At 68.8% G+C, this 24,944-nt stretch carries 17 protein-coding genes; 12 read left to right on the top strand and 5 right to left on the bottom strand.

The window, feature by feature from the left end; all coding sequences use genetic code 11:
* Positions 1 to 40: 40 nt before the first annotated feature.
* The 4 genes from BA895_RS16500 to BA895_RS16485 all read right to left on the bottom strand — a co-directional run bounded on the left by BA895_RS16500 (position 41) and on the right by BA895_RS16485 (position 5,344).
* Positions 41 to 940 (bottom strand): MurR/RpiR family transcriptional regulator, encoded by a 900-nt coding sequence (locus tag BA895_RS16500; protein WP_070192984.1) that lies wholly within the window; start codon positions 938 to 940, stop codon positions 41 to 43.
* Between the two features lie 9 nt (positions 941 to 949).
* A complete protein-coding gene (locus BA895_RS16495) occupies positions 950 to 2,167 on the bottom strand; it encodes a serine hydrolase (RefSeq protein WP_254666519.1) in 1,218 nt (405 codons plus the stop codon).
* A 139-nt stretch (positions 2,168 to 2,306) separates the two neighbouring features.
* A complete protein-coding gene (locus BA895_RS16490; RefSeq protein ID WP_070192983.1) occupies positions 2,307 to 3,623 on the bottom strand; it encodes an exo-beta-N-acetylmuramidase NamZ domain-containing protein in 1,317 nt (438 codons plus the stop codon).
* Positions 3,624 to 3,682: 59 nt separating this feature from the next.
* Positions 3,683 to 5,344, bottom strand: coding sequence for a glycoside hydrolase family 3 protein (locus BA895_RS16485; RefSeq protein WP_254666518.1), 1,662 nt, complete (start codon positions 5,342 to 5,344; stop codon positions 3,683 to 3,685).
* A gap of 392 nt (positions 5,345 to 5,736) precedes the next feature.
* Between BA895_RS16485 and BA895_RS16480 the strand changes: the two genes are divergently transcribed.
* Positions 5,737 to 10,083 carry a polymorphic toxin type 4 domain-containing protein gene (locus tag BA895_RS16480; RefSeq protein WP_070192981.1) on the top strand — a complete coding sequence of 1,449 codons (4,347 nt, stop codon included), beginning with the start codon at positions 5,737 to 5,739 and terminating at the stop codon, positions 10,081 to 10,083.
* A gap of 78 nt (positions 10,084 to 10,161) precedes the next feature.
* On the opposite strand, the gene BA895_RS16475 is transcribed toward BA895_RS16480, so the two are convergent.
* Positions 10,162 to 11,700 carry an ATP-dependent DNA ligase gene (locus BA895_RS16475; RefSeq protein ID WP_070192980.1) on the bottom strand — a complete coding sequence of 513 codons (1,539 nt, stop codon included), beginning with the start codon at positions 11,698 to 11,700 and terminating at the stop codon, positions 10,162 to 10,164.
* Positions 11,701 to 11,867: 167 nt separating this feature from the next.
* On the opposite strand from BA895_RS16475, the gene BA895_RS16470 reads away from it, so the two are divergent.
* The 11 genes from BA895_RS16470 to BA895_RS16420 all read left to right on the top strand — a co-directional run bounded on the left by BA895_RS16470 (position 11,868) and on the right by BA895_RS16420 (position 24,940).
* The gene (locus tag BA895_RS16470) at positions 11,868 to 12,686 is read left to right on the top strand and encodes an SDR family oxidoreductase (RefSeq protein ID WP_070192979.1); all 819 of its coding nucleotides are present in this window, start codon (positions 11,868 to 11,870) and stop codon (positions 12,684 to 12,686) included.
* Entirely contained in the window at positions 12,683 to 13,450 is a 768-nt protein-coding gene (fabG, locus tag BA895_RS16465) for a 3-oxoacyl-ACP reductase FabG (RefSeq protein WP_070192978.1), read from the top strand. The genes BA895_RS16470 and fabG overlap by 4 nt, the downstream gene beginning before the upstream one ends.
* Position 13,451: 1 nt before the next feature.
* Positions 13,452 to 14,528 (top strand): phosphotransferase family protein, encoded by a 1,077-nt coding sequence (locus tag BA895_RS16460; RefSeq protein WP_070192977.1) that lies wholly within the window; start codon positions 13,452 to 13,454, stop codon positions 14,526 to 14,528.
* On the top strand, positions 14,529 to 15,752 hold the full coding sequence (locus tag BA895_RS16455; protein WP_070192976.1) for an acyl-CoA dehydrogenase family protein: 1,224 nt from the start codon (positions 14,529 to 14,531) through the stop codon (positions 15,750 to 15,752). It begins immediately after the preceding gene.
* 52 nt (positions 15,753 to 15,804) lie between these two features.
* Positions 15,805 to 16,974 (top strand): acyl-CoA dehydrogenase family protein, encoded by a 1,170-nt coding sequence (locus tag BA895_RS16450; RefSeq protein ID WP_070192975.1) that lies wholly within the window; start codon positions 15,805 to 15,807, stop codon positions 16,972 to 16,974.
* A 491-nt stretch (positions 16,975 to 17,465) separates the two neighbouring features.
* Complete coding sequence (locus BA895_RS16445) at positions 17,466 to 19,484, top strand: glycoside hydrolase family 127 protein (protein WP_083283458.1); 2,019 nt, start codon at positions 17,466 to 17,468, stop codon at positions 19,482 to 19,484.
* A gap of 41 nt (positions 19,485 to 19,525) precedes the next feature.
* Entirely contained in the window at positions 19,526 to 21,250 is a 1,725-nt protein-coding gene (locus BA895_RS16440) for an ABC transporter substrate-binding protein (RefSeq protein ID WP_070192974.1), read from the top strand.
* 6 nt (positions 21,251 to 21,256) lie between these two features.
* Entirely contained in the window at positions 21,257 to 22,228 is a 972-nt protein-coding gene (locus tag BA895_RS16435; protein ID WP_070192973.1) for an ABC transporter permease, read from the top strand.
* Positions 22,228 to 23,220 (top strand): ABC transporter permease, encoded by a 993-nt coding sequence (locus tag BA895_RS16430; RefSeq protein WP_070192972.1) that lies wholly within the window; start codon positions 22,228 to 22,230, stop codon positions 23,218 to 23,220. Before BA895_RS16435 ends, BA895_RS16430 begins: the two co-directional genes overlap by 1 nt.
* Positions 23,217 to 24,065 carry an ABC transporter ATP-binding protein gene (locus BA895_RS16425; RefSeq protein WP_070192971.1) on the top strand — a complete coding sequence of 283 codons (849 nt, stop codon included), beginning with the start codon at positions 23,217 to 23,219 and terminating at the stop codon, positions 24,063 to 24,065. The genes BA895_RS16430 and BA895_RS16425 overlap by 4 nt, the downstream gene beginning before the upstream one ends.
* The gene (locus BA895_RS16420; RefSeq protein WP_070192970.1) at positions 24,062 to 24,940 is read left to right on the top strand and encodes an ATP-binding cassette domain-containing protein; all 879 of its coding nucleotides are present in this window, start codon (positions 24,062 to 24,064) and stop codon (positions 24,938 to 24,940) included. The genes BA895_RS16425 and BA895_RS16420 overlap by 4 nt, the downstream gene beginning before the upstream one ends.
* Positions 24,941 to 24,944: the final 4 nt, after the last annotated feature.

Raw genomic sequence — 24,944 nt, 5'->3', positions numbered from 1 at the left:
CGCTGTCACGTTCTCACCCGCGCCGGCACCCGCAGACACGTCAGCCGCCCAGGTGGTGGCCGGCGACGGCCTCGCGGGTGTCGGACACGGCTTTGCGGGCCCGCTTCAGGTTGCGTTGGGCCACCGCGATGTAGAGACAGTCGACGACGGTGAGGGCGGCGATGCGGCTGGCCGTGGCGCCCGACCGCAGGCTGGTCTCTCGCGCCGCGGTGGTGAGCAGCAGGTTGGCCTCGACCGCGAGCCGAGACAGCGGGAAGTTCGTGATCGCAACGGTCGTGGCCCCCGTCGAGCGAGCGACGGCCAGCGACTCGATCGTCTCGGCGGTCGTGCCCGAATGCGAGATGCCGAGCGCGACGTCACCGCGCCCGAGCAGGGTCGCGCTCGTCAGGGACAGGTGGGGGTCGTTCCAGGCAAAGGCGACCACCCCGATGCGGTGCAGCTTCTGTTGCAGGTCGGTGCCGACGACGGCGCTGGCCCCGATGCCGTAGATGTCGACACGGCCGGCCCTGGCCACAGCCGAGGCGGCGTCGGCCAGCGACGTTCGGTCAAGCTGTTGGGCTGTCTCCTCGACCGCGCTCGCGTTGGTGAAGGCCACCTTGGCGATGATGTCGCCGATGGTGTCGGTGGCGCTGATGTCGCTGCCGTCACGCGCCGCACTGCGGGGATGGGCCGACTCCTCAGCCAGGGCGAGCCGCAGCCGGGGGTAGCCGGGCAGGTCGAGGCGTCGGCAGAAACGCAGCACGGTGGTCTCGGACGTGTCGGCGGCCGCAGCCAGCTCGCTGATCGTGAACCCGGCGGCCCGCCTCGCATCGGCAAGCACGACCTCGGCAACCCGGTCTTCCGCGGGCGACAGCGAGGGCCGGATGCCGCGCAGCCGCACGAGCAGCGGGATCGCCGGTGCGGCAGTCACCACGAGGGCACCGTCGGAGGACTCGAGCATGGCCCCACGCTACGGCTTCGCTTCGATGGCGGCCCGTCCCCGTGCCGTCGGCGAACCCGGCTGCCGTTCGTCGTCGAGCAGGTCGCCGGAGCCCGGGATGTGGCTGTGGGGCAGCGCCGCGGCCAGGCCGTTCGCCCAGTCGCGACGGACCCCATTCGTCGACCCCCATGAACGAGAGGGGTGCACGCGGTTCGTCAGTAGGATGGCGAAGGAGTGAGACGCGAAGTCGATGACGATCGAGGTGCCGGTGTAGCCGGTGTGCCCTGCGGTGCGCGGGCCCGACAGGGCGCCCATGTACCACGGTTGGTCGAGCTCGAGCCCGAGGCCGTGGGCATCATCAGGAAACCGGGAGTTGGCGTCGCTGACGAGCGATGCGACAGTGTCTCGGCGCAGAATGCGGTGTCCGCCGTACGTTCCGCCGTTGAGCAGGCTCTGGGCCAGCACGGCGAGGTCGTCGGTCGTCGAGAACACTCCGGCGTGACCGGCCACACCGCCGAGCGCCCAGGCGTTCTCGTCGTGCACCTCCCCGCGAACCATGCCGCGAGGGGGAGCGGTCTGGAACTCGGTGGCGGCAGCGTGGTGCCGCTCGGTGGGGTTGTACCCGGTGTCGACCATGCCGAGAGGGGCCGTGATGTGGTCGTGCACCACGACGTCGAGCGGTGCATCTCGGAGCCGTTCGACCATGACCCCGAGGGTGATCAGGTTGAGATCGCTGTAGAGGTAGGTGGAGCCCGGGGAGTTCGACAGCGGTTGTTCCATGACGGCCTGGATGCGAGCGACCTGGTCGGGGTGGCTGCTCCACAGTGGCAGCCACGAGGTGAGGCCGGACGTGTGGGTCAGCAGCTCGCGCACGGTCACCGACTGCTTGCCCGAGGCGGCGAACTCGGGCAGATAGGTGGCGGCCGGCTGGTCCAGCCCCACCGTGCCCTCCTCGACGAGCTGCACGACCGCGATCGAGGTGAACAGCTTCGACACCGAGGCGAGGTCGAAGAGGGTGTCAGTGCGCACGGGCACCCACTGGTCGCGCGTCAGCTCGGTGGTCGCGTCACTCCAACGCAGCGCCCAACCGCTGGCGTCGCGGGCAACGATGTGGCCGTCGTGGCCCAGCACCCCCACGGCTCCCGCGAACAGCGCAGGCGCGTCAACGGTTGCCTCCTCGGCTGAGTGCACCTGCGCCACCGCGGCCGCGATGGGCACCGGGTCGAGGCCGACCTGCGATGGGTGCACGTCAGTGAGCACGGTTCGCGGCGAGGCAAACCCGGCTGGCGGTCGCCTACGTGGCCCACCTGGTGGCTGGGGCGAACCGGCGAGGGCGTCTGAGACCTCACGACCGTCGGGCCCGTCACAGAGGTCGCTCACCCGGGGCTCAGGCGCCACGGCCGCGGTAGAGCAGGTACGGGCGGCGGCGAGCGTTGAAGGCGGCCAGCTCGCGTCGCCATGCCCCGATGACCTCGTCGGCCGGGGCGCCCGCCGAGATCTGGGTGCGCAGGCGGGTCGAGCCGGTCAGCTTGTCGATCCAGTAGGGCCGCTGGGGGTCGTAGGTGTCATAGCGCCAGTCGAAGTCGGGGTAGAGCGCCTTCGCGGCCACCAGCATCTCGACCGCGGCGCGCATCGGGTCGAACCGGCTCGGCTTCGTCACGTGCAGCTGCACGCCGCCACAGACGAGTCCCACGTGTTTGCTGAAGGTCGGGGTGAAGTAGGTCTCGCGAAAGGCGACACCGGGCAGGTCGAGGGCCGCCAGGCGTTCGGCCCATCGGTAGTCGACGAAGGGCGCTCCGATCAGCTCGAAGGGTCTCGTGGTGCCCCGCCCCTCCGAGAGGTTGGTGCCCTCGAACATGCCCGTGCCCGGGTAGACGAGGGCGGTGTCGGGAGTGGGCATGTTCGGGCTGGGCATCACCCACGGCAGCCCGGTGGCGGCATACGTCGTCTCGCGTGACCACCCCTTCACCTCGACGACAGACAGCTGCCGCAACCGGGCTCCCGCGTCGGCGAGCAGAAACTCGCCGGCGAAGTAGCGAGCCAGCTCGCCGACGGTCATGCCGTGCGCCTGCACGATCTCCTTGGCCCCCACTCCGGAGGTGTAGGGCGTCGTCATCATCGGCCCGCGGGCCGATCCGCCGGTCGGGTTGGGGCGGTCGAGCACGACGAAGCGGGCACCGACCGCAACGGCGGCACGCATCGCCGTGTACATCGTCCAGACGTAGGTGTAGAAGCGCGCACCGACATCCTGGATGTCGAAGACGACCGTCTCGACTCCGGCCGTGCGGAACAGCTCGGTCATCCTGGTGGCATCGGCGCCGTACGCGTCGTAGACCGTGATGCCCGTGCGCGGGTCGGTGTGCGTGCCCTCTGAGCTGCCTGCCTGCGCCGTGCCGCGGAAGCCGTGCTCGGGGCCGAAGACGCCGACGATGTCGACCGCGTTCGCCTCGTGCATCTCGTCGACGATGGTTCGCAGGTTGGTCAGGATGCCGGTCGGGTTCGTGATGACACCGACCTTCTGGCCGCGCAGCACCGACCAGCCGGATGCCGCTGCGCGCTCGGCCCCGGTGGTGACTCGACCGGCGGGCGGCCCGTGAGGGCGCTCGTCGGCCATGGCCGAACCGGTCGTCGTAGTGGCCACCCCGACCGTTACCGCACCGGCGGCTCCGGCCGTGAGCAGCTGACGGCGGTTGAGAGAGGTCATGGCTGGGTCTCCGATCGTGGCGGGCTGAGTCGAGGTGGTTCAGGTCGGCTCGGGCCGGGTCAGTAGGTGAGGCCGTGTCCGAACGGGTAGAGCACCTCGGTGGGCGCTCCCGCCACCGGGATGTCGACCGGCAGCTTCGCCGTCGGTGCCACCTCGCCGGTGATCACCCGGGCCACGGCCTCGATGGCCACCGGGCTGTAGGAGTAGGTCGCGAGATAGGTGGGGGCGTCGGTGAAGTAGGCGATGTCGTACGGGTCTCGAACGGCCACCACGACGACGGGGCGCCCGGTGGCGAGCAGGGCGTTCACGAGCTTCTGCTGCCCACCTGTGGGGTCGGTGACGCTGGTGTCCCACGCCTTCATCGTGGTCACGACCACGCTGTCGCTCGCTGCGCTCGCTGCCACGGCATCCGCCACCTGGGCGTCGGTCGGTGACGTGCCGGTCACGAGGGTCTGCACGGTGGCGCCCTTCGTGCCGAGGGCGGCGGCGAGAGTGGCCGTGGTGGTCGCGCCGTAGCCTGTGACGAGCACCTTCGCGCCGTCGACCGCGAGGGGCAGCACCGACGCGTCGTTCTTGACGAGGGTCGTGGTGCGGTCGGTGATGGATCCGGCCGCTGCGAGGTGCCGGTCGGTACCGACCACCCGGTCGAGGCGCTTCGGGTTGGCGTAGGGGTGCTTCACCACGCCGCGGCGGTACTTCAGGCGCAGCACCCGCCCGACCTTCGCGTCGAGATCGCGTCGTTTGAGGCGCCCGCTGCGAACGGCCGCGAGCACGGCGGCATACGCGTCGTCCATCGCCGGCGTCATCAGCAGCTGGTCGGCTCCAGCCAGCAGCGCGCGCACGGCCACCTCGGCGTCGCCGTAGAGGTCGCGGACGCCCTGCATGGCGAGCGAGTCGGTGACGATGACGCCCGTGAAGCCCAGCTCCTCGCGGAGCACACCGGTCAGGATGGCGTGGCTCAGGGTGGCAGGGTCGCCGGAGTCGTCGAGGGCCGGGAACGAGAGATGCGCCGTCATGATCATGTCGATCTGCTCGCGGATCGCCGCCCGGAACGGGGGAGCGTCGATCTGCTCCCACTGCTCACGGGTGTGCGTGATGACCGGGAAGGCCACGTGGCTGTCGGTCGCGGTGTCGCCGTGGCCTGGAAAGTGCTTGGCGGAGGAGGAGATGCCGCCGTCACGCTGATAGCCGGCGACCTGCGCGGCCACGAGGCGTGCCGCGAGGTCGGGGTGCGATGAGAACGAGCGCGTTCCGATGACCGGGTTGAGCGCGTTGACGTTGACGTCGCAGACCGGTGCGAAGTCGGTGTTGACGCCCATCGCGAGCAGCTCACGACCGGTGATGGCGGCCGCGGTGCGGGCGTCGGCACTGCTGCCGCCGGCACCGAGTGCCATCGACCCGGGGAACTGCGTGGCGGGCGGGCCGATGCGGGTGACCACGCCCTGCTCCTGGTCGGTGGCGATCTGCAGAGGGACTCGCACCGTGCCGCGCTGGGTGAGGGCCGCCCGCTGCAGGCCGTTCGAGAGGTCGACGATCTGCGCCGGGTTCTGCACGCTGTCGGTCCAGGCGAAGTAGATGACGCCGCCGAGGTGGTACTTGCGCACGACCTCGGCCGGGCTGGCCACGCCGTAGAGCGGGAGGTTGCGGTCATCGGGCGTCGTGGCGTCGGATCCGTACACGTTCTGGATGAAGAGTTGACCGACCTTCTCCTTCAACGTCATCTGGCGAAGTGTCGACATCACCCAGCTGTGTTCGCCACGTGCCCTATCGCGTGCCTGCGTGCCAACGCTGGCAGCATCGACCGGGTCGGCGTGAGCCGTGCCGGTCGCGGCACCGGCGGCCAGGGCCGCCGTACCTCCGGCGAGCACAGTACGGCGTGAGAGATCGGACATGGACATGGCGCCTCCAGGCATTTTGTGAAGAAGTAACGCATTCCACCGTGTGGTCGGAACTTACCTACATGTCCCCGAGTCGGCAACAGGAGCCGCCGTCGCTTGCCCACGCCTGTACGAACGGGCAGCACGACATGCCCCAACGGGCAGCCTCCTGGCCGGTCCGCGAAGCGGCTCCACCCGGGATAGTGGAGAAGGCGATGGGCAGCGGGAGGAGGACCATGGGCGCCACACTGACGGCTGACCTTCGCGAGGCCCGTCGACGTGCCTACGCCGCGGAGGAGCCGCTGACGTCTCGGCGCGCGACTTCGGGTGCTGGGTCGGCGCCGCTGTCGCTCATCGCCCTGCAGAGAAGTGTCGGCAACGCCGCAGTGACCGCGCTGCTGGCTGCGAGAGCTCGGCCCGGCGGAGGCGAGCGGGTCTCCGAGATCGACGCTGCCCTGCTGCAGGCCCGTAGCGGTCAACCTGACCTCGACACCCTGGAACGGGGGCTTACGGCCGCCAAGGAGGTCGGCGTTGCCGTCGACATCGACGGTGCAGACCGCAAGCCGCCCGCGTCGGCGCTCACGGTGACCAAGACCGGGTTCGGCCCCTCGACCGTTGCCGCGAAGAAACCGGTGCCCCCACCCAAGCCGGCCCGCCCGAGCTCGCCCCTGGCCAAGGGCGCCCTGCTGAAGCACCCTGTCAAGGGTGGCAAGGAGGGCGGCGCCCATGGGGTCGGGGGGTCGGCATCGTCGGCGACTGCAGGCACCCCGACGGCGTCCACCGGCACCGTCGACGTGCTGGCCCCGCCCACCCCACCACAGCCCCTGCGTCCCGAGCAGGATTCCGCCTTCGCCGCAGTCACCGGTGGCGTCCGTTCGTTCGCGGCGGTCAAGCGGTCACACCCCACCGCCGCCAGCAAGGCGCAGGAGGCTCAGTCTGCCGCTCTGGCGCCGAGTGATGACATCGACAGTCAGGCCAAGGCGGCCAAGGTCGACACCATGGAGGGCCAACCGGCCGGCACCTTCGACAAGAGGGCCTTCATCGCGGCCGTGAAGGCGGCCATCGAGGCCAAGGCGCCGAAGAACCTCGAGGAGGCGGACGAGTACAGGGCATCGGGCAAGGCAGGGCAGGTCAAGGGTGAGGTCAAAGGCCTGGTCGCCGGCAACAAGCAGCAGTCGGCCGAGGCCATCGAGACCGCGACCGCGGCCACGCCAGACACCTCGAAGGCGGTCGCGAGACCGGTGGGGGCCCTCCAGGCGGAGGACCCTGGTCGGCCCGCCGCCATCCCCGCCGCTGGCGCCGCGCCGAAACCGGCTCCGCCCGACCAGCTCAACTTCGAAGCGGGCAAGCACCAGGCCGTGAACGTGCTCGCCGGCGCCGACGTGTCCGAGGCCCAGCTGGCCACGTCGAACGAGGCTGAGTTCACGGGTGCCTTGGCCGCCAAGCACGAGGCGGCGGCCCACGCCGACACCGGGCCGGCACAGTTCCGCCAGGCTGAGGCGGCGACGCTGGCGGCGGCCCGTACCGACGCTGATGGCACGTCGAAAGCCGCAGTCCACGGCATCCAGACGAGCAAGACGTCGACCCTGGCCCAGGTGACGGGGAGCAAGGCTGCGACGAAGGCGCAGGATGAGGCCAAGCGGGCTGAGGTGTCGGCCAGGGTGCAGTCGATCTACACCGCCACCGAGACCGCGGTGAGAAAGACCCTCGATGGCATCGACCCCAAGGTCGACCAGGCGTTCGAAGCGGGCGAGGCCCGGGCCAAGGCGATGTTCGAGGCCTTCGTCGAGACGAAGATGTCGGCCTACAAGCGTGACCGGTACGGCGGCTGTCTGGGCGGCTACCGGTGGCTCAAGGACAAGCTCACCGGGATGCCGTCTGCGGTCAACGAGTTCTTCGAGGCGGGCCGGGAGGTCTACCTCAAGGAGATGGACCGGGTGATCTCGCAAGCCGCCGACATCGTGGGGGCCGAACTCGGTGCGGCGAAGCAGCGGATCGCGGCCGGGCAGGCCGAGATCGGGGCGTATGTGAAGGCGCTGCCCAACGACCTCAAGAAGGTCGGGGCCGAGGCAGCAGACACGGTAGCTGCGCAGTTCGGCAATCTCGAGTCGGACGTAGCCGCCAAGCAGGACGCCGTCGTGGACACGCTCGCGACGAAGTACGTCGACTCGCGCCACGGCCTGGACGACCGCATCGAGGCCCTGCAGGCCGAGAACAAGGGCCTGGTCGACAAGGCGATCGGGGCGATCACCGACGTCGTTCAGACGATCCTCAAGCTCAAGGACATGCTGCTCGGCGTGCTGGCCCGTGCCGCTGCGGCGGTCGGCCAGATCATCAAGGACCCGATCGGCTTTCTTCACAACTTCGTCAACGCGGTCAAGACCGGCATCGTCAACTTCGGCACCAACGTTCTCGACCACCTCAAGAAGGGCCTGCAGGAGTGGCTGTTCGGGGCGCTGTCCGAAGGCGGGGTCGAGCTACCGGAGGCCTTTGACCTCAAGGGCGTCGTCAAGCTCGTGCTGTCAGTCGTCGGGGCCACCTGGGGGCGGGTGCGGGCGCGGATCGTCGCCAAGATCGGCGCCCCGGCCATGGACTTCGTCGAGAGAGGGCTCGACATCGTCAAGGTCATCGTCTCCGAGGGTTTGGGCGGCGTGTGGAGGTGGGTGCTGGAAAAGGTCGGCGACGTCAAGACGATGGTGATGGAGCAGGTCGAGGAGATGGTCTCCAGCCAGATCATCAAGGCCGGCATCACGTGGCTGATCTCGATGCTCAACCCCGCCGGGGCGTTCATCAAGGCCTGCAAGGTCATCTACGACGTTGTCATGTTCTTCGTCGAAAAGGCTTCGCAGCTCGGGGAGTTCGTTGACGCGGTGATTGACTCGGTCGCGTCGGTCGCGACCGGTGGGGTGGGAGCGGTGGCGGCCAAGATCGAGGCCACCCTCGGCAAGATGGTGCCGCTGCTCATCGGTTTCCTCGCCTCGTTGCTGGGGCTCGGCGGCATCGCAGACAAGATCAAGAAGATCATCGAGACCATCCAGAAACCCATCACTAAGGTCATCGACTGGGTCGTCGGCAAGGCTGTCGCCTTCGGGAAGAAGTTCACGGGTGTGGCCAACAAGGTCACGGGTGCATGGGCGAAGGGCAAGGCCAAGGCGGGCGCCGTGGTGGCCAAGGGTGTTGCGTGGGGGAAGGGGAAAGCGCAGGCCCTGCGCGACAGAATGTTAGGGGTCACCTTTCGCCGCACCTTCGAGGTGGATGGCGAGTCGCACAGCATGTACAGCACCCGCTCCAAACCGGCCCAGCTGTACGTTGCCTCTTCGGAGCCCGGGAAGCTCAGCAAGAAGGTTCCCGCCGCTGCAGCGCTGGATGCCCAGTTCGCGGCCAACGTGAACGCCTATCTCGCGGCCGTCAAGCGACTTGCGGGTGATAAGGCGGACCCGGCTCGCGTCAAGGAGGCAGAGGCCTCCAAGAGCAAAGCCGACGAACTGCTTCTCGAGCTGGTTGGTCTGGCCAAGAGCAAGCCGTGGCGTGGGGCCTCTGCCCTCAGTCCGGCGGCGATGCATGCCGAGCTGGCGGCCGCCCTGGCCACCCTGGAACGGGCCGGCATGGGCCCAGCGGGTCGGGCCGCCGTGGAAGGGGTGTTCAAGAGGAGGCGAGACTCCACCCAAGCGAGCGGTTTCGGGCCTGCTGTGAAGCGAGTGGTCCAGGCGGCTGAGCTCATCACCGAGAGGCCCGACCTAGGTACTTCGGATGGAAGAAAGAAGCAGCTGAACTCCCTCTCCACGATGAAGCTCGCGGTGCTGGGCGAGCTCGAACGCGGTGTGACCATCGACGGCCAGGCCATCGAGAATACCAAGGCGCCCAAGATCACCGCCGCCGTCAAGAGGATGGAATCGGCCTATCAGAGCCTGTCGGCGAAGATGGGCAAAGACCCTATCGAAGGGCTGTTCCGCTTGGAGAAGATGCGAGCCGAGATCGCAAGGGTCAGCGAGGTGCTGCGGGTGCACAGCAGTAACTTCACTGCGAAACTGACCTACGGCAAAACGGTTACCGATTCCACGGGCGTGACCATCGACACCATCCAGGTCGTGGCGACGGGCAGTGTGAAAGATGGCTTCTGGCGAGGCCTCCCGGGGGCTGGTAAAGAGCGCAGCCTGCCGACCCCCGGCAAGATCCTCAAGGCGAAGACCATGCCGCTCCAACTCGCGGCGGATTGGTCGAGCAAGGTCCAAGGATTCCACCGCGCGCACCTGATTGGGCCGGGGTTCGGTGGGGAGTTGAAAATGGGAATCATGCTGGCTCCCAGCCGAGTGAACCTTAATACCCAGAACAAGGGAGTGGAGCATTTCATTCGGCGGTCCGCTGCGACCGGTTGTCCGGTTGATCTCGTTGCCACGGCCCTCGGTGCACGCGTCAGGCTGCCTTTGGCGGCGGGCGGGGTGCTGGTCTTCGACGTTCTGTCCCGAGTGAGCTATCTGATAACTGTCAACGAAAAGAGCTTCACGGTGACCATCGAGACGAATCCATACGCCGTCCACTCCACCGTTCCCACAAACGCCCCTGGCGCCGAACATCTCAAGTAGCGGGCTCGCGGTTCTGGGATCACGGGTCGGGTCGCGGGGGTCGGGCACAGCACCTGGTCAGGGTGGTGGGCTGCTCGGTCACCACCCGGCCAGGTCGCGCACGGTCTGCACCGTGTCGATCTCGGCCACCGGCTTGTCGTCTCGGTAGCGCAGCACGCGGGCAAACCGTAGGGCCATTCCGCCGGGGTAGCGGGTCGACTTCTGCACCCCGTCGAAGGCGATCTCGACGACCTGCTCGGGCCGCAGCGGCACGACCCAGCCGGCGTCGTCACCGGCCCGCAGGGCCTGGAACCGCTCGGTCTGCCAGGCCAGCATCTCGTCGGTCATCCCCTTGAAGGTCTTGCCGAGCATGACGAGCTCGCCAGTATCGGCATCGCGTGCGCCGAGGTGGATGTTCGACAGCCAGCCCTTGCGGCGCCCGCTGCCCCATTCAACGGCGAGCACGACGAGGTCGAGGGTGTGCCGCGGCTTGACCTTGACCCATCCCGGCCCGCGCCGGCCGGCGGCATACGGCAGGGCGGGGGCCTTCACGACGACGCCCTCGTGCCCAGCCCCGACGAGGTCGTCGAAGAACTGCTGGGCCAGGGTCGGGTCGTCGGTGCGCAGCCGCGGCACCAGCCACGCGGGCGGGACGGTCTCAGCGAGCCGCTGCCAATGGTTCTCGGCGGGCTCGTCGAGCAGGTCGTCGCCGTTGAGGTGGAGCAGGTCGAAGAAGAAGGGCGTCAGCGGCACCTTCTCGCGCAGGCTTTCGGGGCTCTGGCTGCTCGCGGTGCGGGCGCCGGTGACCTGGAACGGCTCGGGTCGCCCGTCGGGGCGCAGCGCGATCACCTCGCCGTCGAGCACCACGGTCTCGACGTCGAGGTCGGCCAGCACCTCGACGATCTCGGGCAGCCGGTCGGTCACCTCATCGAGCGAGCGGGTGAACAGGCGCACCGACCCGTGGTCGACGTGTGCCTGCAGCCGGATGCCGTCGAGCTTGGCCTCGAGCACCACCTCACCCTCGAGGGTGGCCAACGCCGCGGCCACGTCGGGCGCCGAACCGGCGAGCATGGGTCGCAGCGGTCGCCCGACCTCGAGGGTGACGGCGGCCAGGGCCTCGGCACCACCCTCGAGCGCGGCCCGGGCCACCGGCCCGGTGAAGCCGGCCAGCATCACCGCGCGGCGCACCGCGGCGTCGGGCACGTCGGCCGCCTTGGCGATGGCCTGGAGCATGACGCCGTCGCCGGCGCCCTGCCGGGTCTCGCCGGTGATGAGGCCGCGCAGCCAGGTCTGCTCGTCGGCGGTGGCGGCGGCGAAGAGGTCGCGAACGGCATCCGACCGGGTGGCGCTCGAGCCCGAACCGGCGATCGCGGCGATGGTGGTGGCCGCGGCGTCGACCTGCTCGACGGTGAGGCTCGGCTCAGGCGAGGGCTCGGGCAGGTTCTGCAGCCCGCGCCAGCTGACGCCGATGCGCCGCTGAGGCAGCACGCCCGACAGGTGCGAGGCCACAACCTCGACGGTCGCTGGGCCGTCGTCGGCCGCTCGCCGCAGGCACTGCGCCAAGGCCTCGACCTTGGCGGTGCGCGACGAGGTGGCGGCGACCGTGTGGGCGGTGTCGACGAGATCGGTGAGGCGCATACCTCGATCCTTGCCGCTGGGGCCGACAGCCGCACATTTGCGGATCCGAGCTGGGGGGCGCGCGGTACCGGCGGGAACGACCCCCGCCGCGTGGCCAGTCGCTTGACTACGGCAGGCTGGGGCGAGAAGGTAAGCAAGCGCTTAGTCACCGATCTTCGAGGAGTGTCATGGCCGACGTCGCCGTCGTCACCGGGGCCGCCCGGGGTATCGGACGCGCCATCGCCACGCGGCTCGCTGTGGAGGGGTGGCACGTCGTGATCGGCGATCTCGACGCCGACCTGCTCACCGCCGTGGCTACCGAGATCGGAGCGGTGGCCGTGCCGGGTGACACCTCGAACGAGGCCGGCATCCGGGCCCTCGTCGATGCCGCCGGCGAGCACTACGGCCCCGTCGACGTCTTCTTCGCCAACGCCGGCATCGGAGTGCTGAAGGGCCTCGAGACGAGCGACGACGAGTGGGCACGCGTCATCGACGTGAACGTGATGGCGCACGTGCGGGCTGCCCGTGTGCTCGTGCCACAGTGGCTGGAGCGTGGCGGCGGCCGGCTCGTCGTCACCGCCTCGGCCGCCGGGCTGCTGACCATGCTCGGCGACGCACCGTATGCCGTCAGCAAGCACGCCGCGGTCGCCTTCGCCGAGTGGCTGAGCGCGACCTACCGCCACCGCGGCATCGTCGTGCAGGCTCTCTGCCCTCAGGGCGTCGACACCCGGATGCTCGAGCAGGCCGGCCCGCTGCAGGAGATGCTCGTTCGCGACGGCGCCCTCTCGGCCGAGACGGTGGCGGACGCGGTGTGGCAGGCCCTCGCCGGCGAGGAGCTGCTGATCCTGCCGCACCCCCAGGTGCGCGAGTATCACGCCTTCCGTGCCAGTCGCCCCGACGACTGGGTGATCGGCATGAACAAGCTCCAGCAACGAATGGAACGACAGACCGCCATCATCACCACCAACAGCAGCACGCCCACCCCGACACCACAGGAGACCGAATGACCGAGCAGCCGACCACTCCCCGCACCGCCATCGTCACCGGAGGCGCCCGCGGTATCGGTGCCGCCGTGGCGAGGCGACTGTCGGCCGACGGGTTCGCGGTGGCCGTGCTCGACCTCGACGAGTCAGCCTGCGCCACCATCGTGTCCGAGATCGAGGATGCCGGCGGCACGGGTCTCGCGGTCGGCGTCGACGTCTCTGACGAGGCCGCCGTTCAGGCTGCCGTCGAGCGGGTGGCCGCCGAGCTGGGCGCGCCGACGGTGCTCATCAACAACGCCGGCATCATCCGCGACAACATGCTGTTCAAGATGAGCGTCGACGACTGGGATGCCGTGATGAACGTGCACCTTCGCGGCTCGTTCCTGATGACCCGCGCGGCCCAGAAGCACATGATCGACGCCAAGTGGGGGCGCATCGTCAACCTCAGCTCGACCTCGGCGCTCGGCAACCGCGGCCAGGCCAACTACTCCGCCGCCAAGGCCGGGATGCAGGGCTTCACCAAGACTCTCGCCATCGAGCTCGGAAAGTTCGGCGTCACCGCGAACGCCATCGCGCCGGGATTCATCGCCACCGACATGACACGGTCCACCGCCGAGCGGATGGGGGTCAGCTTCGAGACGTTCATCGAAGCTGTCGCCAAGGACATCCCGGTCGGTCGCGCCGGTCAGCCCGACGACATCGCCGCCACCGTGGCCTTCCTCGTGCGTGAAGACGCGAGCTTCGTCTCGGGGCAGGTCATCTACGTCGCCGGTGGGCCGAAGGACTGACGTGACAGACGATCCCGACGGTGACACTGCCGATGTCGGACGAGCTGACGATGCGGCATCCGGCAACCCTCCCGGCCTCGACCTCGGCAGTCTTTCTGCCTTTCTAAGCCACGAGGCGCCGGGCCTGCTGGGTGAGTCGCTGAGCGGGCGTGTCATCGCGGGTGGAAAGTCGAACCTCACCTACGAGGTGGGCGACGGGACGGGCTCGGTCATCGTGCGACGCCCTCCGCTCGGTCATGTGCTCGCGACCGCGCACGACATGGTGCGCGAGCATCGGGTCATCACGGCGCTGCACGACACCGCGGTGCCCGTTCCCGAGACGTACGCCGTGTGCCCGACCGACGAGGTCATCGGGGCTCCGTTCTACGTCATGGAGCTCGTGGCCGGCACGCCTTACCGGTTCGCGGCACAGCTGGCGCCCGTCGGAGCCGAACGGGTGCGTGCGATCAGCGAACGCATGGTCGACACCCTGGTGGCACTGCACTCGGTCGACCCGGCATCCGTCGGACTCTCCGACTTCGGGCGGCCAGACGGCTTTCTCGAGCGGCAGGTGCGGCGGTGGAAGAGCCAGCTCGACGCCTCCCGCAGCCGCGACCTGCCCGGTATCGACGAGCTGCACGAGCGGCTCGCGGGCGCCGTACCGGCGCAAGGGGCCCCGACGATCGTGCACGGCGACTTCCGGCTCGACAATCTGCTCGTCAGCGACGACGACCAGATCGCCGCCGTGCTCGACTGGGAGATGGCCACGCTGGGCGACCCGCTCACGGACGTCGCGCTGCTCGAGGCCTACCAGACGCTCCCGTTGATGATGGACAGCGTCGCGGTGAGTGACGTCGCACGCAGCCCCGGCTTCATCAGCGGCCCCGAGCTTCGCAAGCGGTACGCCGCCGCCAGCGGTCGCGACCTCAGCCATCTCTCGTTCCACCTCGGGCTGGCTTACTTCAAGCTGGCGGTCATCCTCGAGGGCATCCACTACCGCTACACCCAGGGCCAGACGGTCGGGTCGGGCTTCGCCACCATCGGCGAGGCCACCGTTCCGCTCGTCACGGCTGGCCTGCGAGCAGTCAAGGAGAGCTGAATGGACTTCGCCTTCGACCCCGAGACACAGGGTCGCATCGACACCCTGACCGGGTTCCTCAACGACCGGGTCGACCCAGCGCTACCGGCCTTCGACGAGCAGGTGACAGCGCTCGACGACCGATGGGCGTGGAGCACTGTGCCGGTGCTGCACGAGCTGCGTTCAGAGGCAAGGGAGCTCGGCCTCTGGAACGCCTTCCTGCCCGGTGAGCACGGCGCTGGTCTCTCGAACCTGCAGTACGCGCCGCTCGCCGAGATCACCGGCCGTTCGATCCGGCTCGCGCCGGCCGCCCTCAACTGCTCTGCGCCCGACACCGGCAACATGGAGGTGCTGGCCCAGTTCGGCACCGAAGAGCAGCAGCAGCAGTGGCTTGCGCCGCTGCTGCGCGGCGAGATCCGCTCGGCGTTCGCCATGACCGAGCCTGACGTCGCGAGCAGCGACGCGACGAACATCGCCCTGCGCATCGAGCGGGACGGCGACGACTACGTCATCAACGGTCGCAAGTGGTGGATCACCGGGGCGATGAACCCCGAGTGCGCCATCTTCATTGTGATGGGCAAGACCGACCCGCAGGCCGATCGGCACCGCCAGCAGTCGATGGTGCTCGTGCCCCGCGACACCCCCGGAGTCGAGATGGTGCGCGGCATGGAGGTCTTCGGCTACGACGACCACGACCACGGTGGCCACGCCGAGCTGCGGTTCACCGACGTACGGGTGCCCGCGAGCAACCTCATCGGCGAGGAGGGTGGCGGCTTCGCCATTGCCCAGGCGCGCCTCGGCCCCGGCCGGATTCACCACTGCATGCGCTCGATCGGGTTGGCCGAGGTGGCCATCGAGGCGATGTGTCGCCGAGCCTCCGAGCGGGTGGCCTTCGGTCGGCCGATCGCCGAGCAGGGGGTCGTGCGTGACTGGATCGCCGAGTCACGGGTGCGCATCGAGCAGCTGCGGCTGCTGGTGCTCAAAACGGCCTGGCTGATGGACACGGTCGGCAACAAGGGCGCGCACAGCGAGATCCAGGCGATCAAGATCGTCACCCCGAAGACGGTCGAGTGGATCCTCGACAAGGCGATCCAGACCCACGGAGCGGCAGGCCTGAGCCAGGACCACGAGCTGGCCCTCGCCTTTGCCGGCATCCGCACCCTTCGCTTCGCCGACGGACCCGACGAGGTGCACAAGAACGCCCTCGCCAAGGCCGAGATCCGCCGTCACACGTCGGCCAGTTGACATCGCTGACGTCACCAAACGTTGAAACACGCTGAGAGAGAGAAGAACTGACATGGACCTCAACCTGAGCCCTGAAGAGAAGGACATCCGAGACTGGGTGCGCACCTTCGTCACCAAAGAGCTGATGCCGCTCGAGCAGCAGGTGCTGACCCGCGAACGCAACCACGAGCCCGGCATCACCCACGACGAGCTCAAGGCCCTGCAGAACAAGGCGAAGGCGGCCGGCTTCTTCGGCATCCAGACGCCCGAGAGCCACGGCGGCATGGGGCTCGGCGCCGTGATGACCTCGCTCATCCAGGCCGAGCTCGGCCGCACCTTCGTGCCGTTCCGCTTCGCGGGCGACGCCGACAACATCCTCTTCAGCGCCACCGAGGAGCAGCAGGAGCGCTACCTCCTGCCGACGATCAGCGGCGAGAAGCGTTCGTGCTTCGCCATCACCGAGCCGGGTGCCGGGTCGGACGCGCGCGCGATCCGCAACACTGCTCGCCGCGAGGGCGACGAGTGGGTCATCAACGGCGAGAAGACGTTCATCACCGGCGGCAACGAGGCCGACTTCGTCATGGTCTTTGCGGTGACCGATCGGGAGAAGGGCGCCGACGGCGGCGTCACCTGCTTCCTCGTCGACCGCGACATGGGCTGGACCAGCAGCCCCATCGACACCATGGGGGAGTGGGGCCCGGCCGCCCTCTCGTTCGAGGACGTGCGGGTGCCGCACTCGGCGATCCTCGGCGAGGAGGGGCACGGCTTCGACCTCGCCATGCAGTGGATCGGCAAGGGCCGTTACATGCTGCCGGCCAACGCGCTCGGCGCCTGTGAGCGGCTCGTCGAGATGGGCATGGAGTGGGCCCGCAACCGCAAGACCTTCGGGCTGCCCATCGCCGAGCGACAGGCGATCCAGTGGATGGTGGCCGACTCGGCGACCGAGATCGAGGCGCTGCGCTGGCTGGTGCTGGCCGCCGCGTGGCAGGTCGACAACGGCATCGACTCGCGTCAGTCGCAGTCGATGGCCAAGCTGTACGGCGGCGTCAAGGCCAACGAGATCGTCGACCGCGTGCTGCAGATGCACGGCGGAATGGGCTACACCCGTGAGCTGCCGATCGAGCGGTGGTACCGCGAGCTGCGGCTGCTACGCATCTACGAGGGCACCGACGAGATCCAGCGTCGCACGATCGCCCGCAACCTGCTCAAGGGGCACGCGTCGGTGCGCGGTCACCTCGGCTGAGGCCGACACTCTGCGTCATCGTCAGCCACCTGGGGCGGTGGGCGGCGAGGCGGAGTCGGCTGCCGTGGCCGTCGACCGGCCGGCGCTAGATCGCAGCAGCAGGACGATGACGGGGATCTCGATGGGCCTGACGGTGTTGCCGATGCTGAGCGGTATCGGCGACTCCAGAGGCTGATCACAACTGCCCCTTCAGGCCAGGGACAAGACCCTGTGTCTACGCCGACACAGAGCGGGCGCAGACCGTGCAGACAGCAGTGCACCAGTGGTTCGTAGGTCGCGGGTTCTCAGGGGGTCTGTGCGCCTCGGGGGCTCCGGTGGCGGCTTTCGGAACGCAGCCGATCAGACGTCGCACGATGACTGCTCGTCCGCACCGGGCAACCCACGGACCGTTATGTGAGCGTTAACATTCGCCCTTCCCCTGCCGTAGCCGATGTGGTTCACTGTGGCGATCGAAGTCATGTGACATGTTACGTAACACAGAGTGGGGGACGATGAGCGGCCAAGCAGCCAAGGACTCGGCCTGGGGCAACGTCTCGAGCCCCACCTCCGTCGAGCGTCCATGCGCCCCCAGGTCGTCGGCGACGGCCATCACCGGCCCGCTCGGGGGCGCGCTCGGAGCGCCGGACGTCCACCTTCGCGACGGGTTGCTGGCGCACTGGCAGCACCGCAACCTCCGATCCACCCTCCCGCACGTCGTGGAGCAGTTGCGCCACGCGGGCAACCTCGCGAACTTCCGCCGTATCGTTGAGAACCCCGAGGTTCCGTACGCCGGCGCCTACCCCTTCCTCGACACCGACGTCTACAAGACGCTCGAGGGACTGGTCTACGAGCTCGCGCGGCCCGACACCGAAAGCGAGCCGGTTGCGGCATCCCTCGTCGACTTCTACGAGGAGGCGGTCGACCTCATCAGCCGCGCACAGGCCCCCGACGGCTACCTCGGCACGGCGTTCCAGGGCATTCCGCCCCTCCGAGAACAATGGGCCGATCTCGCGTGGAGCCACGAGATGTACAACCTCGGCCACCTCGTGCAGGCCGCAGTGGCGGCCTCGCGGCAGCTCGGTGACGCCCGTCTGCTGGGGGTGGCGTGCCGGTTCGCCGACCTCGTGGTGTGCCGCTACGGCGACGACGGCGAGGCGCTCTACGGTGGGCACCCCGAGGTGGAGATGGCGCTGGTCGAGCTGCACCGCGAGACCGGCGACCCGGTCTACCTTCGGCAGGCCCAGCTGTTCATCGACCGGCGGGGGACGGGCGCGCTGACCCATTCCGTCTTTCCTCCCGAGTACTTCCAGGATGCCGTCCCGCTGCGCGAGCTCGACTCCGTCACGGGGCATGCGGTGCGGATGGTCTACCTCGCTGCGGGGGCCACCGACGTCGCCCGAGAGACCGAAGACGCAGAGCTGCTCGAGCACCTCGAGTACCTGTGGGACGACATGGTCGCGACGAAGTCCTACCTCACGGGCGGTCTCGGAGCCCGTCACTCCGACGAGGCGTTCGGCGACCGCTACGAGCTGCCGTCCGAGCGCGCCTACGCCGAGACCTGCGCCGCCATCGGCGCCATGCAGTGGGGCTGGCGGCTCTTCGTCACGACGGGGCGCGCCGACGTTCTCGACGCGTACGAGCGCATCCTCTACAACGCCTACGCCGTGGGTCTCGCCAACAACGGCAAGGCCTTCTTCTACGACAACCCGCTTCAGCGCCGACCCGACCACGAGCAACGGTCGGGGGCCGAGACCGGTGGAGCGGAGCTGCGGCGCGGGTGGTTCGGCTGTGCCTGCTGCCCGCCGAACCTCGTGCGGTGGATGGCGCAGCTGCAGGACCACGTGGCGGTCGCCGACGAAAGCTCACTCACCCTCGCCCTCTACGCGTCCTGCCGGATCGCGTCGCAGGCCCTTGACGTCGACGTCGCCACGGGTTACCCCTTCGACGGCCTTGTTGCCGTGACCGTGACGCGAACCGTCGACCGACCCGTCACGCTGCGCCTGCGGGTTCCGGGCTGGGCCGGCGCTGCCGCCGGCCTCGATCTCACGGTCGAGGGTGAACCGGCCAAGGCCAGGTTCGAAAAGGGCTGGGTGCTGGTCACGCGGCAGTGGAGCGTCGGCGAGGCGCTGAGCCTGCGGTTGCCGCTGGAGGCGCGGATGGTCACTTCGCACCCCTACGTCGATGCGACCCGGGGCGCGGCCGCCGTTCTGCGCGGACCGCTCGTCTACTGCGCCGAGCAGCAGGACGCCCCCGGCGCGGTCGATGACCTCGTTCTGGTCGGCGTGGAGTCGCACGAGCGGGCCGATGACGGCGTCTTCACGGGTCGGCCCGGCCTGACCGGTGGCGTCGACGCGCTCGTCGAGACCCGCGCACCGGCGTCGAGTGCGCTCTACCCCGACCTCGACGCGGTGGCCGTCAGTATCGACGCGAGCGACGCTGCCGCAGCGGTGCAGCGGATGCCGCTCGTGCCCTACTTCCAGTGGGGCAACCGTGAACCCGGCCCGATGCGGGTCTGGCTGCGCCAGAAGTGAACTCAGAACCTGTCGATCCACCACCCCCTCGAAAGGTCATCATGAACCGACGCTTCGCACTCACCGTGGCTCTCAGCGCCGCAACGGCCCTCGGCCTCAGCGCGTGTTCGGGCGGCTCGTCCAACACTCCGACGAACGCCACCGGCGGCCAGAGCGGTACGTCGTTCACCGCCACCCCGACCAAGGGGGGAACGGTCCAGGTGCTGCAGAACACCGACTTCTCCTACCTCGACCCGGCCCGCGGCTTCGACGGTGGCGTCAACAACTTCTACCGGCTCATCTACCGCACACTCACCACGTCGGCGCCGGGCAACGCCAAAGACCCCAACGCCATCGTTCCCGACCTCGCCACCTCGCTCGGGAAGCCATCCGCCGATGGTCTGACCTGGACGTACACCCTCAAGAAGGGGCTGAAGTTCGACGACGGCTCCGCGATCACCGCGGCCACGGTCAAGTTCGGCATCGAACGCAGCTGGGACCCCCAGATCGGCATCGGCTCGCCGTACGCGAAGCAGGTCATCGACGCGCCCAAGAGCTACCAGGGGCCGTACAAGTCGGGTGAGCTCTCCACGATCGAGACCCCCGACGAGTCGACGATCGTCTTCCACCTGAAGAAGCCCTTCCCGGAGTTCGACGCCGTCGTCGCTCAGGTGAACATGGTGCCGTTCCCGCAGGGCAGCGGCGCCGGTGACGAGTTCATCAACAAGGTGGTCGCGTCGGGCCCCTACAAGCTGGCGACCTTCACACCGGGCAGCATCGTCAAGCTCGAGCGAAACCCGAACTGGGACCAGAGCACCGACGACGTGCGCACCGCCATGCCCGACGGCTGGCAGTTCAACATCGGCATCGACCCAGCCACCATCGACGAACGACTCCTCGCCGGGCAGGGCAGCGACGTCGACGCCATCTCCGGAACGATCCAGGCCTCCACCCTGCCGCGGCTGCAGACCCCGCAGCTGAAGGGCCGCACGCTGACCATGCCTGGTATCTGCACCACCTACATGGGGCTGAACACGACGAAGAAACCGCTCGACGACGTCAGGGTTCGCCAGGCCATCAACCTCGCCATCGACAAGACGGCCGTCCAGAACGCCACCGGCGGCACCCAGCTGGCCACGCTCACCTCCACGATCGTTCCGACGACCGTGGCCGGCCACAAGGACTTCGACCTCTACCCCAGCACCGGCAACACCGGTGACGTCGCTGCTGCCAAGAAGCTGCTGGCCGACGCGGGTCAGGCGAACGGCTTCTCGATGGAGCTCGACCAGCGCACGCTGCCCGTGGCCCAGAAGCAGTCGGAGGCCGTGCAGGAGTCGCTGAAGAAGATCGGTATCACGGTCAACCTCAACCCGATCGACGCCTCCAAGTACTACGAGACGATCGGCACGCCGACCCAGCAGCACGACGCGGCCATCACCGGTTGGTGCCCCGACTGGTCGTCGTCGGCGGCCACCTTCATCCCGCCGCTCTTCGACGGGCGCAACATCCTCCCGAAGGGCAACAGCAACCTCTCACAGCTCGATGACCCCGCGGTCAACAAGCGCATCGACGAGATCGGTGCCATGACCGACATCGACGCCGCCAACACGGCGTGGGGCGACCTCGACGAGCAGATCATGAAGCTGGCGCCGGTGGTGCCCCTCAACGTGGCGCAGTACGTCTACCTGCCCGGTAGCAACGTCACCGGCCTCTTCGCCTCACCCGGCGCCGCGGCTGGAGGCATCGACTACGTGCTGGTGGGCCTTCGGGACCCGAACAAGAAGTAGGTCACCATGACCTCGCCGTTCACCGAGCTCGAGCGAGCCGGGGGCTCGGGAGCCGAGTCTGCGCAGGCAGCGGCTCTCGGGTCGGGGACGCCCTCCAGGGGGCGCGTCCTTCGGGTGCTCCGCCGCGATGTCGGGGCGATGCTCGCCCTGAGCTACATCGTTCTGATCATCCTGATGGCCGTCTTCGCCCCCCTCATCGTCTCGGTGAGCGGGTGGGGCCCGCTCGAGTTCGACCAGTCGGCCATCGACCCCAACCTCGGCGGGGTGCCGCTCGGGCCGTGGGGTGGCATCAGCAGCACGCACTGGTTCGGGGTCGAGCCGGGCAGCGGCCGTGATGTCTTCGCCCGCATCGTCTACGGCGCGCGGGTGTCGATGACGATAGCCCTCGCGGCCACCACCCTGACCACGCTTCTCGGTGTCACATTTGGTCTGCTCGCCGGCTACTTCGGCGGCCGCACCGACCAGCTGATCTCCCGGGTGATGGACTTCCTGATGGCCTTTCCGGCGCTGATCTTCATGATCGCCGTGCTCTCGGCCCTCCCGGCCGGCAACCGCTCCACCCTCCTGGTCGTCGTCATCTCGGTGTTCGGCTGGCCTTACCTCGCCCGGATCGTGCGAGGTCAGGCCATGTCGACCGCCCAGCGCGAGTTCGTCGAGGCCGCCCGGGCCTCGGGTGCCTCGGGAACCGCCATCGTCTTCCGCGAGATCCTGCCCAACCTGCGGTCGACGATCATCGTCATGGTCACGCTGGCCGTGCCTGGGTACATCGGCACCGAGGCGGGGCTCTCCTTCCTCGGTGTCGGCGTGATCCCGCCGCAGCCCTCGTGGGGGCAGATGATCGCAAGCTCGGTCACCTGGTACTCGGTCGACCCGATGTACTTCGCGATCCCTGGCCTGTTCCTGTTCCTGCTCGTCATGTCGTTCACCGTGTTGGGCGACCGGGTGCGTGCGGTCATCGACTCCGGAGAGGCGCGCTGATGGCCAGGTATCTCGTCAACCGCGTCGCCGCCATGGCCGGCATCCTTCTGCTCGTCTGCCTGTTCACCTACGCCGTGTTCTTCCTGTTCTCTCCCGACCCGGCCGTACAGATCTGCGGCAAGACGTGCACGCCCGAGCGCATCGACCAGATCCGCGACAACCTCGGCCTCGACCAGCCGTTCTGGTCACAGTTCTTGACCTTTCTCAAGGGGATCTTCGTCGGGCGCTCCTACGGTGACGGAGTCTCGGCTGTGCAGTGCTCGGCCCCGTGCCTCGGCTACTCCTTCCAGTCCAGCCAGCCGGTCACCGACATGATGCTGCAGCGCCTCCCCGTCTCGGCGACCGTCGCCATCGGTGCTGCCGTGCTGTGGCTGCTCGGTGGGGTGTCGGCGGGCCTGCTGAGCGCGGTGCGCGAAGGCACCTGGGTCGACAAGACACTCACCGGCCTGACGCTCGGTGGCATGTCGATTCCCAACTACGTGCTGGCGCTCGTGCTGCAGTACGTGCTGGTGGTGCGGCTGCAGTGGCTGCCCTTTCCGCAGGCCGTCCCCTTCAGCGACGACCCCGTCCAGTGGTTCCTCAACTTCGTCATGCCGTGGATCGTGCTCGCGGTCGGCTATGCGGCCGCATACACCCGGCTGACCCGCGCCAACGTCATCGACACCCTGCAGGAGAACTTCCTGCGCACCGCGAGAGCCAAGGGTCTGGCCCCCCGGCTGGTCTGGCGTCGCCACGCCCTGCGCCCGGCGCTCACCCCCGTGGTGACCGTGTTCGGTATGGACTTCGCCGGCCTGCTCGGTGGGGCGCTCATCACCGAGACCGTCTTCGGCCTCAACGGGGTCGGCAAGCTGGCGGCCGACTCCATCGCGAAGAACGACCAACCCGTCATCATGGGGGTCACCCTGTTGGCCGCGTTCTTCGTGGTCATCGGCAACGTGGTCGTCGACCTCGTCTATACCGTCATCGACCCGAGAGTGCGGGTGGGAACATGAACGGGCCGGCGCAGAACCTGCTGGAGGTCAGCGACCTCACCGTCTCGTTCCCCACCGCGACCGGGCACACCGACGTCGTCTCGCACCTCGACCTCACCCTCGAGAAGGGGGGAGCGCTCGGCATCGTCGGTGAGTCGGGCTCCGGCAAGTCGTTGACCAGCCTCGCGATCATGGGCCTGCTGCCGGGAAAGGCCCGCCGCTCCGGCAGCATCCGCTTCGCCGGTGACGAGCTGACGACCATGTCGGAGTCGGCGCTGCGCAGGGTGCGAGGCGATCGCATCGCGATGATCTTCCAAGACCCACTGTCATCGCTCAACCCCTACTACACGGTCGGCGCCCAGATCCAGGAGGCCTACCGCTCGCACCGCAAGGGGGTCTCGCGCCGCCAGGCCCGTCAGGTGTCGATCGAGGCGATGGAGCGGGTGCACATCAAGGATGCCGCTAGGCGGGTCGACGACTACCCGCACCAGTTCTCGGGCGGGATGCGCCAACGGGTGATGATCGCGATGGCCCTCTCGACCGAGCCGGAGCTGCTCATCGCCGACGAGCCGACCACCGCCCTCGACGTCACGGTGCAGGCGCAGATTCTCGAGCTGCTCGAAGAGATCCGCCGCGAGACGGGCAGCGGGCTGATCCTGATCACCCACGACCTCGCCGTGGTCAGCGAGATCACCGACCACATCGTCGTCATGCGCTACGGCGAGTGCGTCGAGCGAGGGCCGGTCGAGGCGGTCTTCAGCGACCCCCAGCACGCGTACACCCGGGACCTGCTCGATGCGGTTCCCCGGATCGACGACGACATCGCGGCCCTGCGCACGCCGGGCCGGGCAGGAGAAGCGACATGAGCGCCCCGAGCTCTTCGGCCCTGCTCGAAGCCGACCACCTCGTGAAGGAGTTCGCGGTCGCCGGCACGGGCGGGCTCATCGCGAGGCCCGAGACCTTCCGGGCGGTCGACGACGTGAGCCTGCGGGTCGAGGCGGGCGAGACCGTGGCCCTGGTCGGTGAGTCGGGGTCGGGCAAGTCGACGACCGCCCGGCTGGTGGCTCGCCTCATCGACGCGACGTCGGGCTCGGTGCGCTTCGACGGCCACGACGTGACCACGTTGAACGGCCGAGACCTGCACGACTTCCGCAGCGAGGTGCAGGTCGTCTTCCAAGACCCCTTCTCGTCGCTGAACCCGCGGCACACCGTCGAGCGCATCATCACGGCGCCGCTGCGCTACCAGGGCCGAAAGCCACCGGGCGGCTCCCGCGCCTTCACCCAGAACCTGATGGAGCGGGTCGGCCTCGACCCGATGCAGTGGGAGCGGTTCCCGGCGCAGTTCTCGGGCGGTCAGGCCCAACGCATCGGGATCGCCCGCGCGTTGGCCGTGGCCCCGCGGCTCGTCATCTGTGACGAGGCGGTCTCGGCGCTCGACGTCTCGGTGCAGGCGCAGGTGATCAACCTGCTGCGTCGGCTGCAGGCGGAAGAGGGCTTCAGCTATCTCTTCATCGCCCACGACCTGGCGGTGGTCCGCCAGATCGCGACGCGGGTGGCCGTCATGAGTGCTGGCCGCATTGTCGAGGAAGGCGATCGCGACGCCGTCTTCGACAACCCTCAGCACGAGTACACCCGCGCGCTGCTCAGCGCGGTTCCCCGCATCCGACCGGAGTGGGAGACGGCGCGACGCGAGCGGGCCGCCGAACGAGCGGCCCTGGCCGCCCAGAGCATCGAGAGGTGACGCC

The sequence above is a fragment of the Humibacillus sp. DSM 29435 genome (assembly GCF_001758225.1).
Lineage (GTDB): Bacteria > Actinomycetota > Actinomycetes > Actinomycetales > Dermatophilaceae > DSM-29435.
The sequence above is the reverse complement of the archived record's forward strand: the minus strand, read 5'-3'. Positions and strand labels throughout refer to the sequence as shown.

Excerpts from the sequence above, each read along its gene's own strand:
- BA895_RS16500 (WP_070192984.1), bottom strand. The coding sequence starts at position 940 with ATGCTCGAGTCCTCCGACGGTGCCCTCGTGGTGACTGCCGCACCGGCG.
- BA895_RS16490 (WP_070192983.1), bottom strand. The coding sequence starts at position 3,623 with ATGACCTCTCTCAACCGCCGTCAGCTGCTCACGGCCGGAGCCGCCGGT.
- BA895_RS16485 (WP_254666518.1), bottom strand. The coding sequence starts at position 5,344 with ATGACGTTGAAGGAGAAGGTCGGTCAACTCTTCATCCAGAACGTGTAC.
- BA895_RS16480 (WP_070192981.1), top strand. The coding sequence starts at position 5,737 with ATGGGCGCCACACTGACGGCTGACCTTCGCGAGGCCCGTCGACGTGCC.
- BA895_RS16475 (WP_070192980.1), bottom strand. The coding sequence starts at position 11,700 with ATGCGCCTCACCGATCTCGTCGACACCGCCCACACGGTCGCCGCCACC.
- BA895_RS16470 (WP_070192979.1), top strand. The coding sequence starts at position 11,868 with ATGGCCGACGTCGCCGTCGTCACCGGGGCCGCCCGGGGTATCGGACGC.
- fabG (WP_070192978.1), top strand. The coding sequence starts at position 12,683 with ATGACCGAGCAGCCGACCACTCCCCGCACCGCCATCGTCACCGGAGGC.
- BA895_RS16455 (WP_070192976.1), top strand. The coding sequence starts at position 14,529 with ATGGACTTCGCCTTCGACCCCGAGACACAGGGTCGCATCGACACCCTG.
- BA895_RS16450 (WP_070192975.1), top strand. The coding sequence starts at position 15,805 with ATGGACCTCAACCTGAGCCCTGAAGAGAAGGACATCCGAGACTGGGTG.
- BA895_RS16445 (WP_083283458.1), top strand. The coding sequence starts at position 17,466 with ATGAGCGGCCAAGCAGCCAAGGACTCGGCCTGGGGCAACGTCTCGAGC.
- BA895_RS16440 (WP_070192974.1), top strand. The coding sequence starts at position 19,526 with ATGAACCGACGCTTCGCACTCACCGTGGCTCTCAGCGCCGCAACGGCC.
- BA895_RS16435 (WP_070192973.1), top strand. The coding sequence starts at position 21,257 with ATGACCTCGCCGTTCACCGAGCTCGAGCGAGCCGGGGGCTCGGGAGCC.
- BA895_RS16430 (WP_070192972.1), top strand. The coding sequence starts at position 22,228 with ATGGCCAGGTATCTCGTCAACCGCGTCGCCGCCATGGCCGGCATCCTT.
- BA895_RS16425 (WP_070192971.1), top strand. The coding sequence starts at position 23,217 with ATGAACGGGCCGGCGCAGAACCTGCTGGAGGTCAGCGACCTCACCGTC.
- BA895_RS16420 (WP_070192970.1), top strand. The coding sequence starts at position 24,062 with ATGAGCGCCCCGAGCTCTTCGGCCCTGCTCGAAGCCGACCACCTCGTG.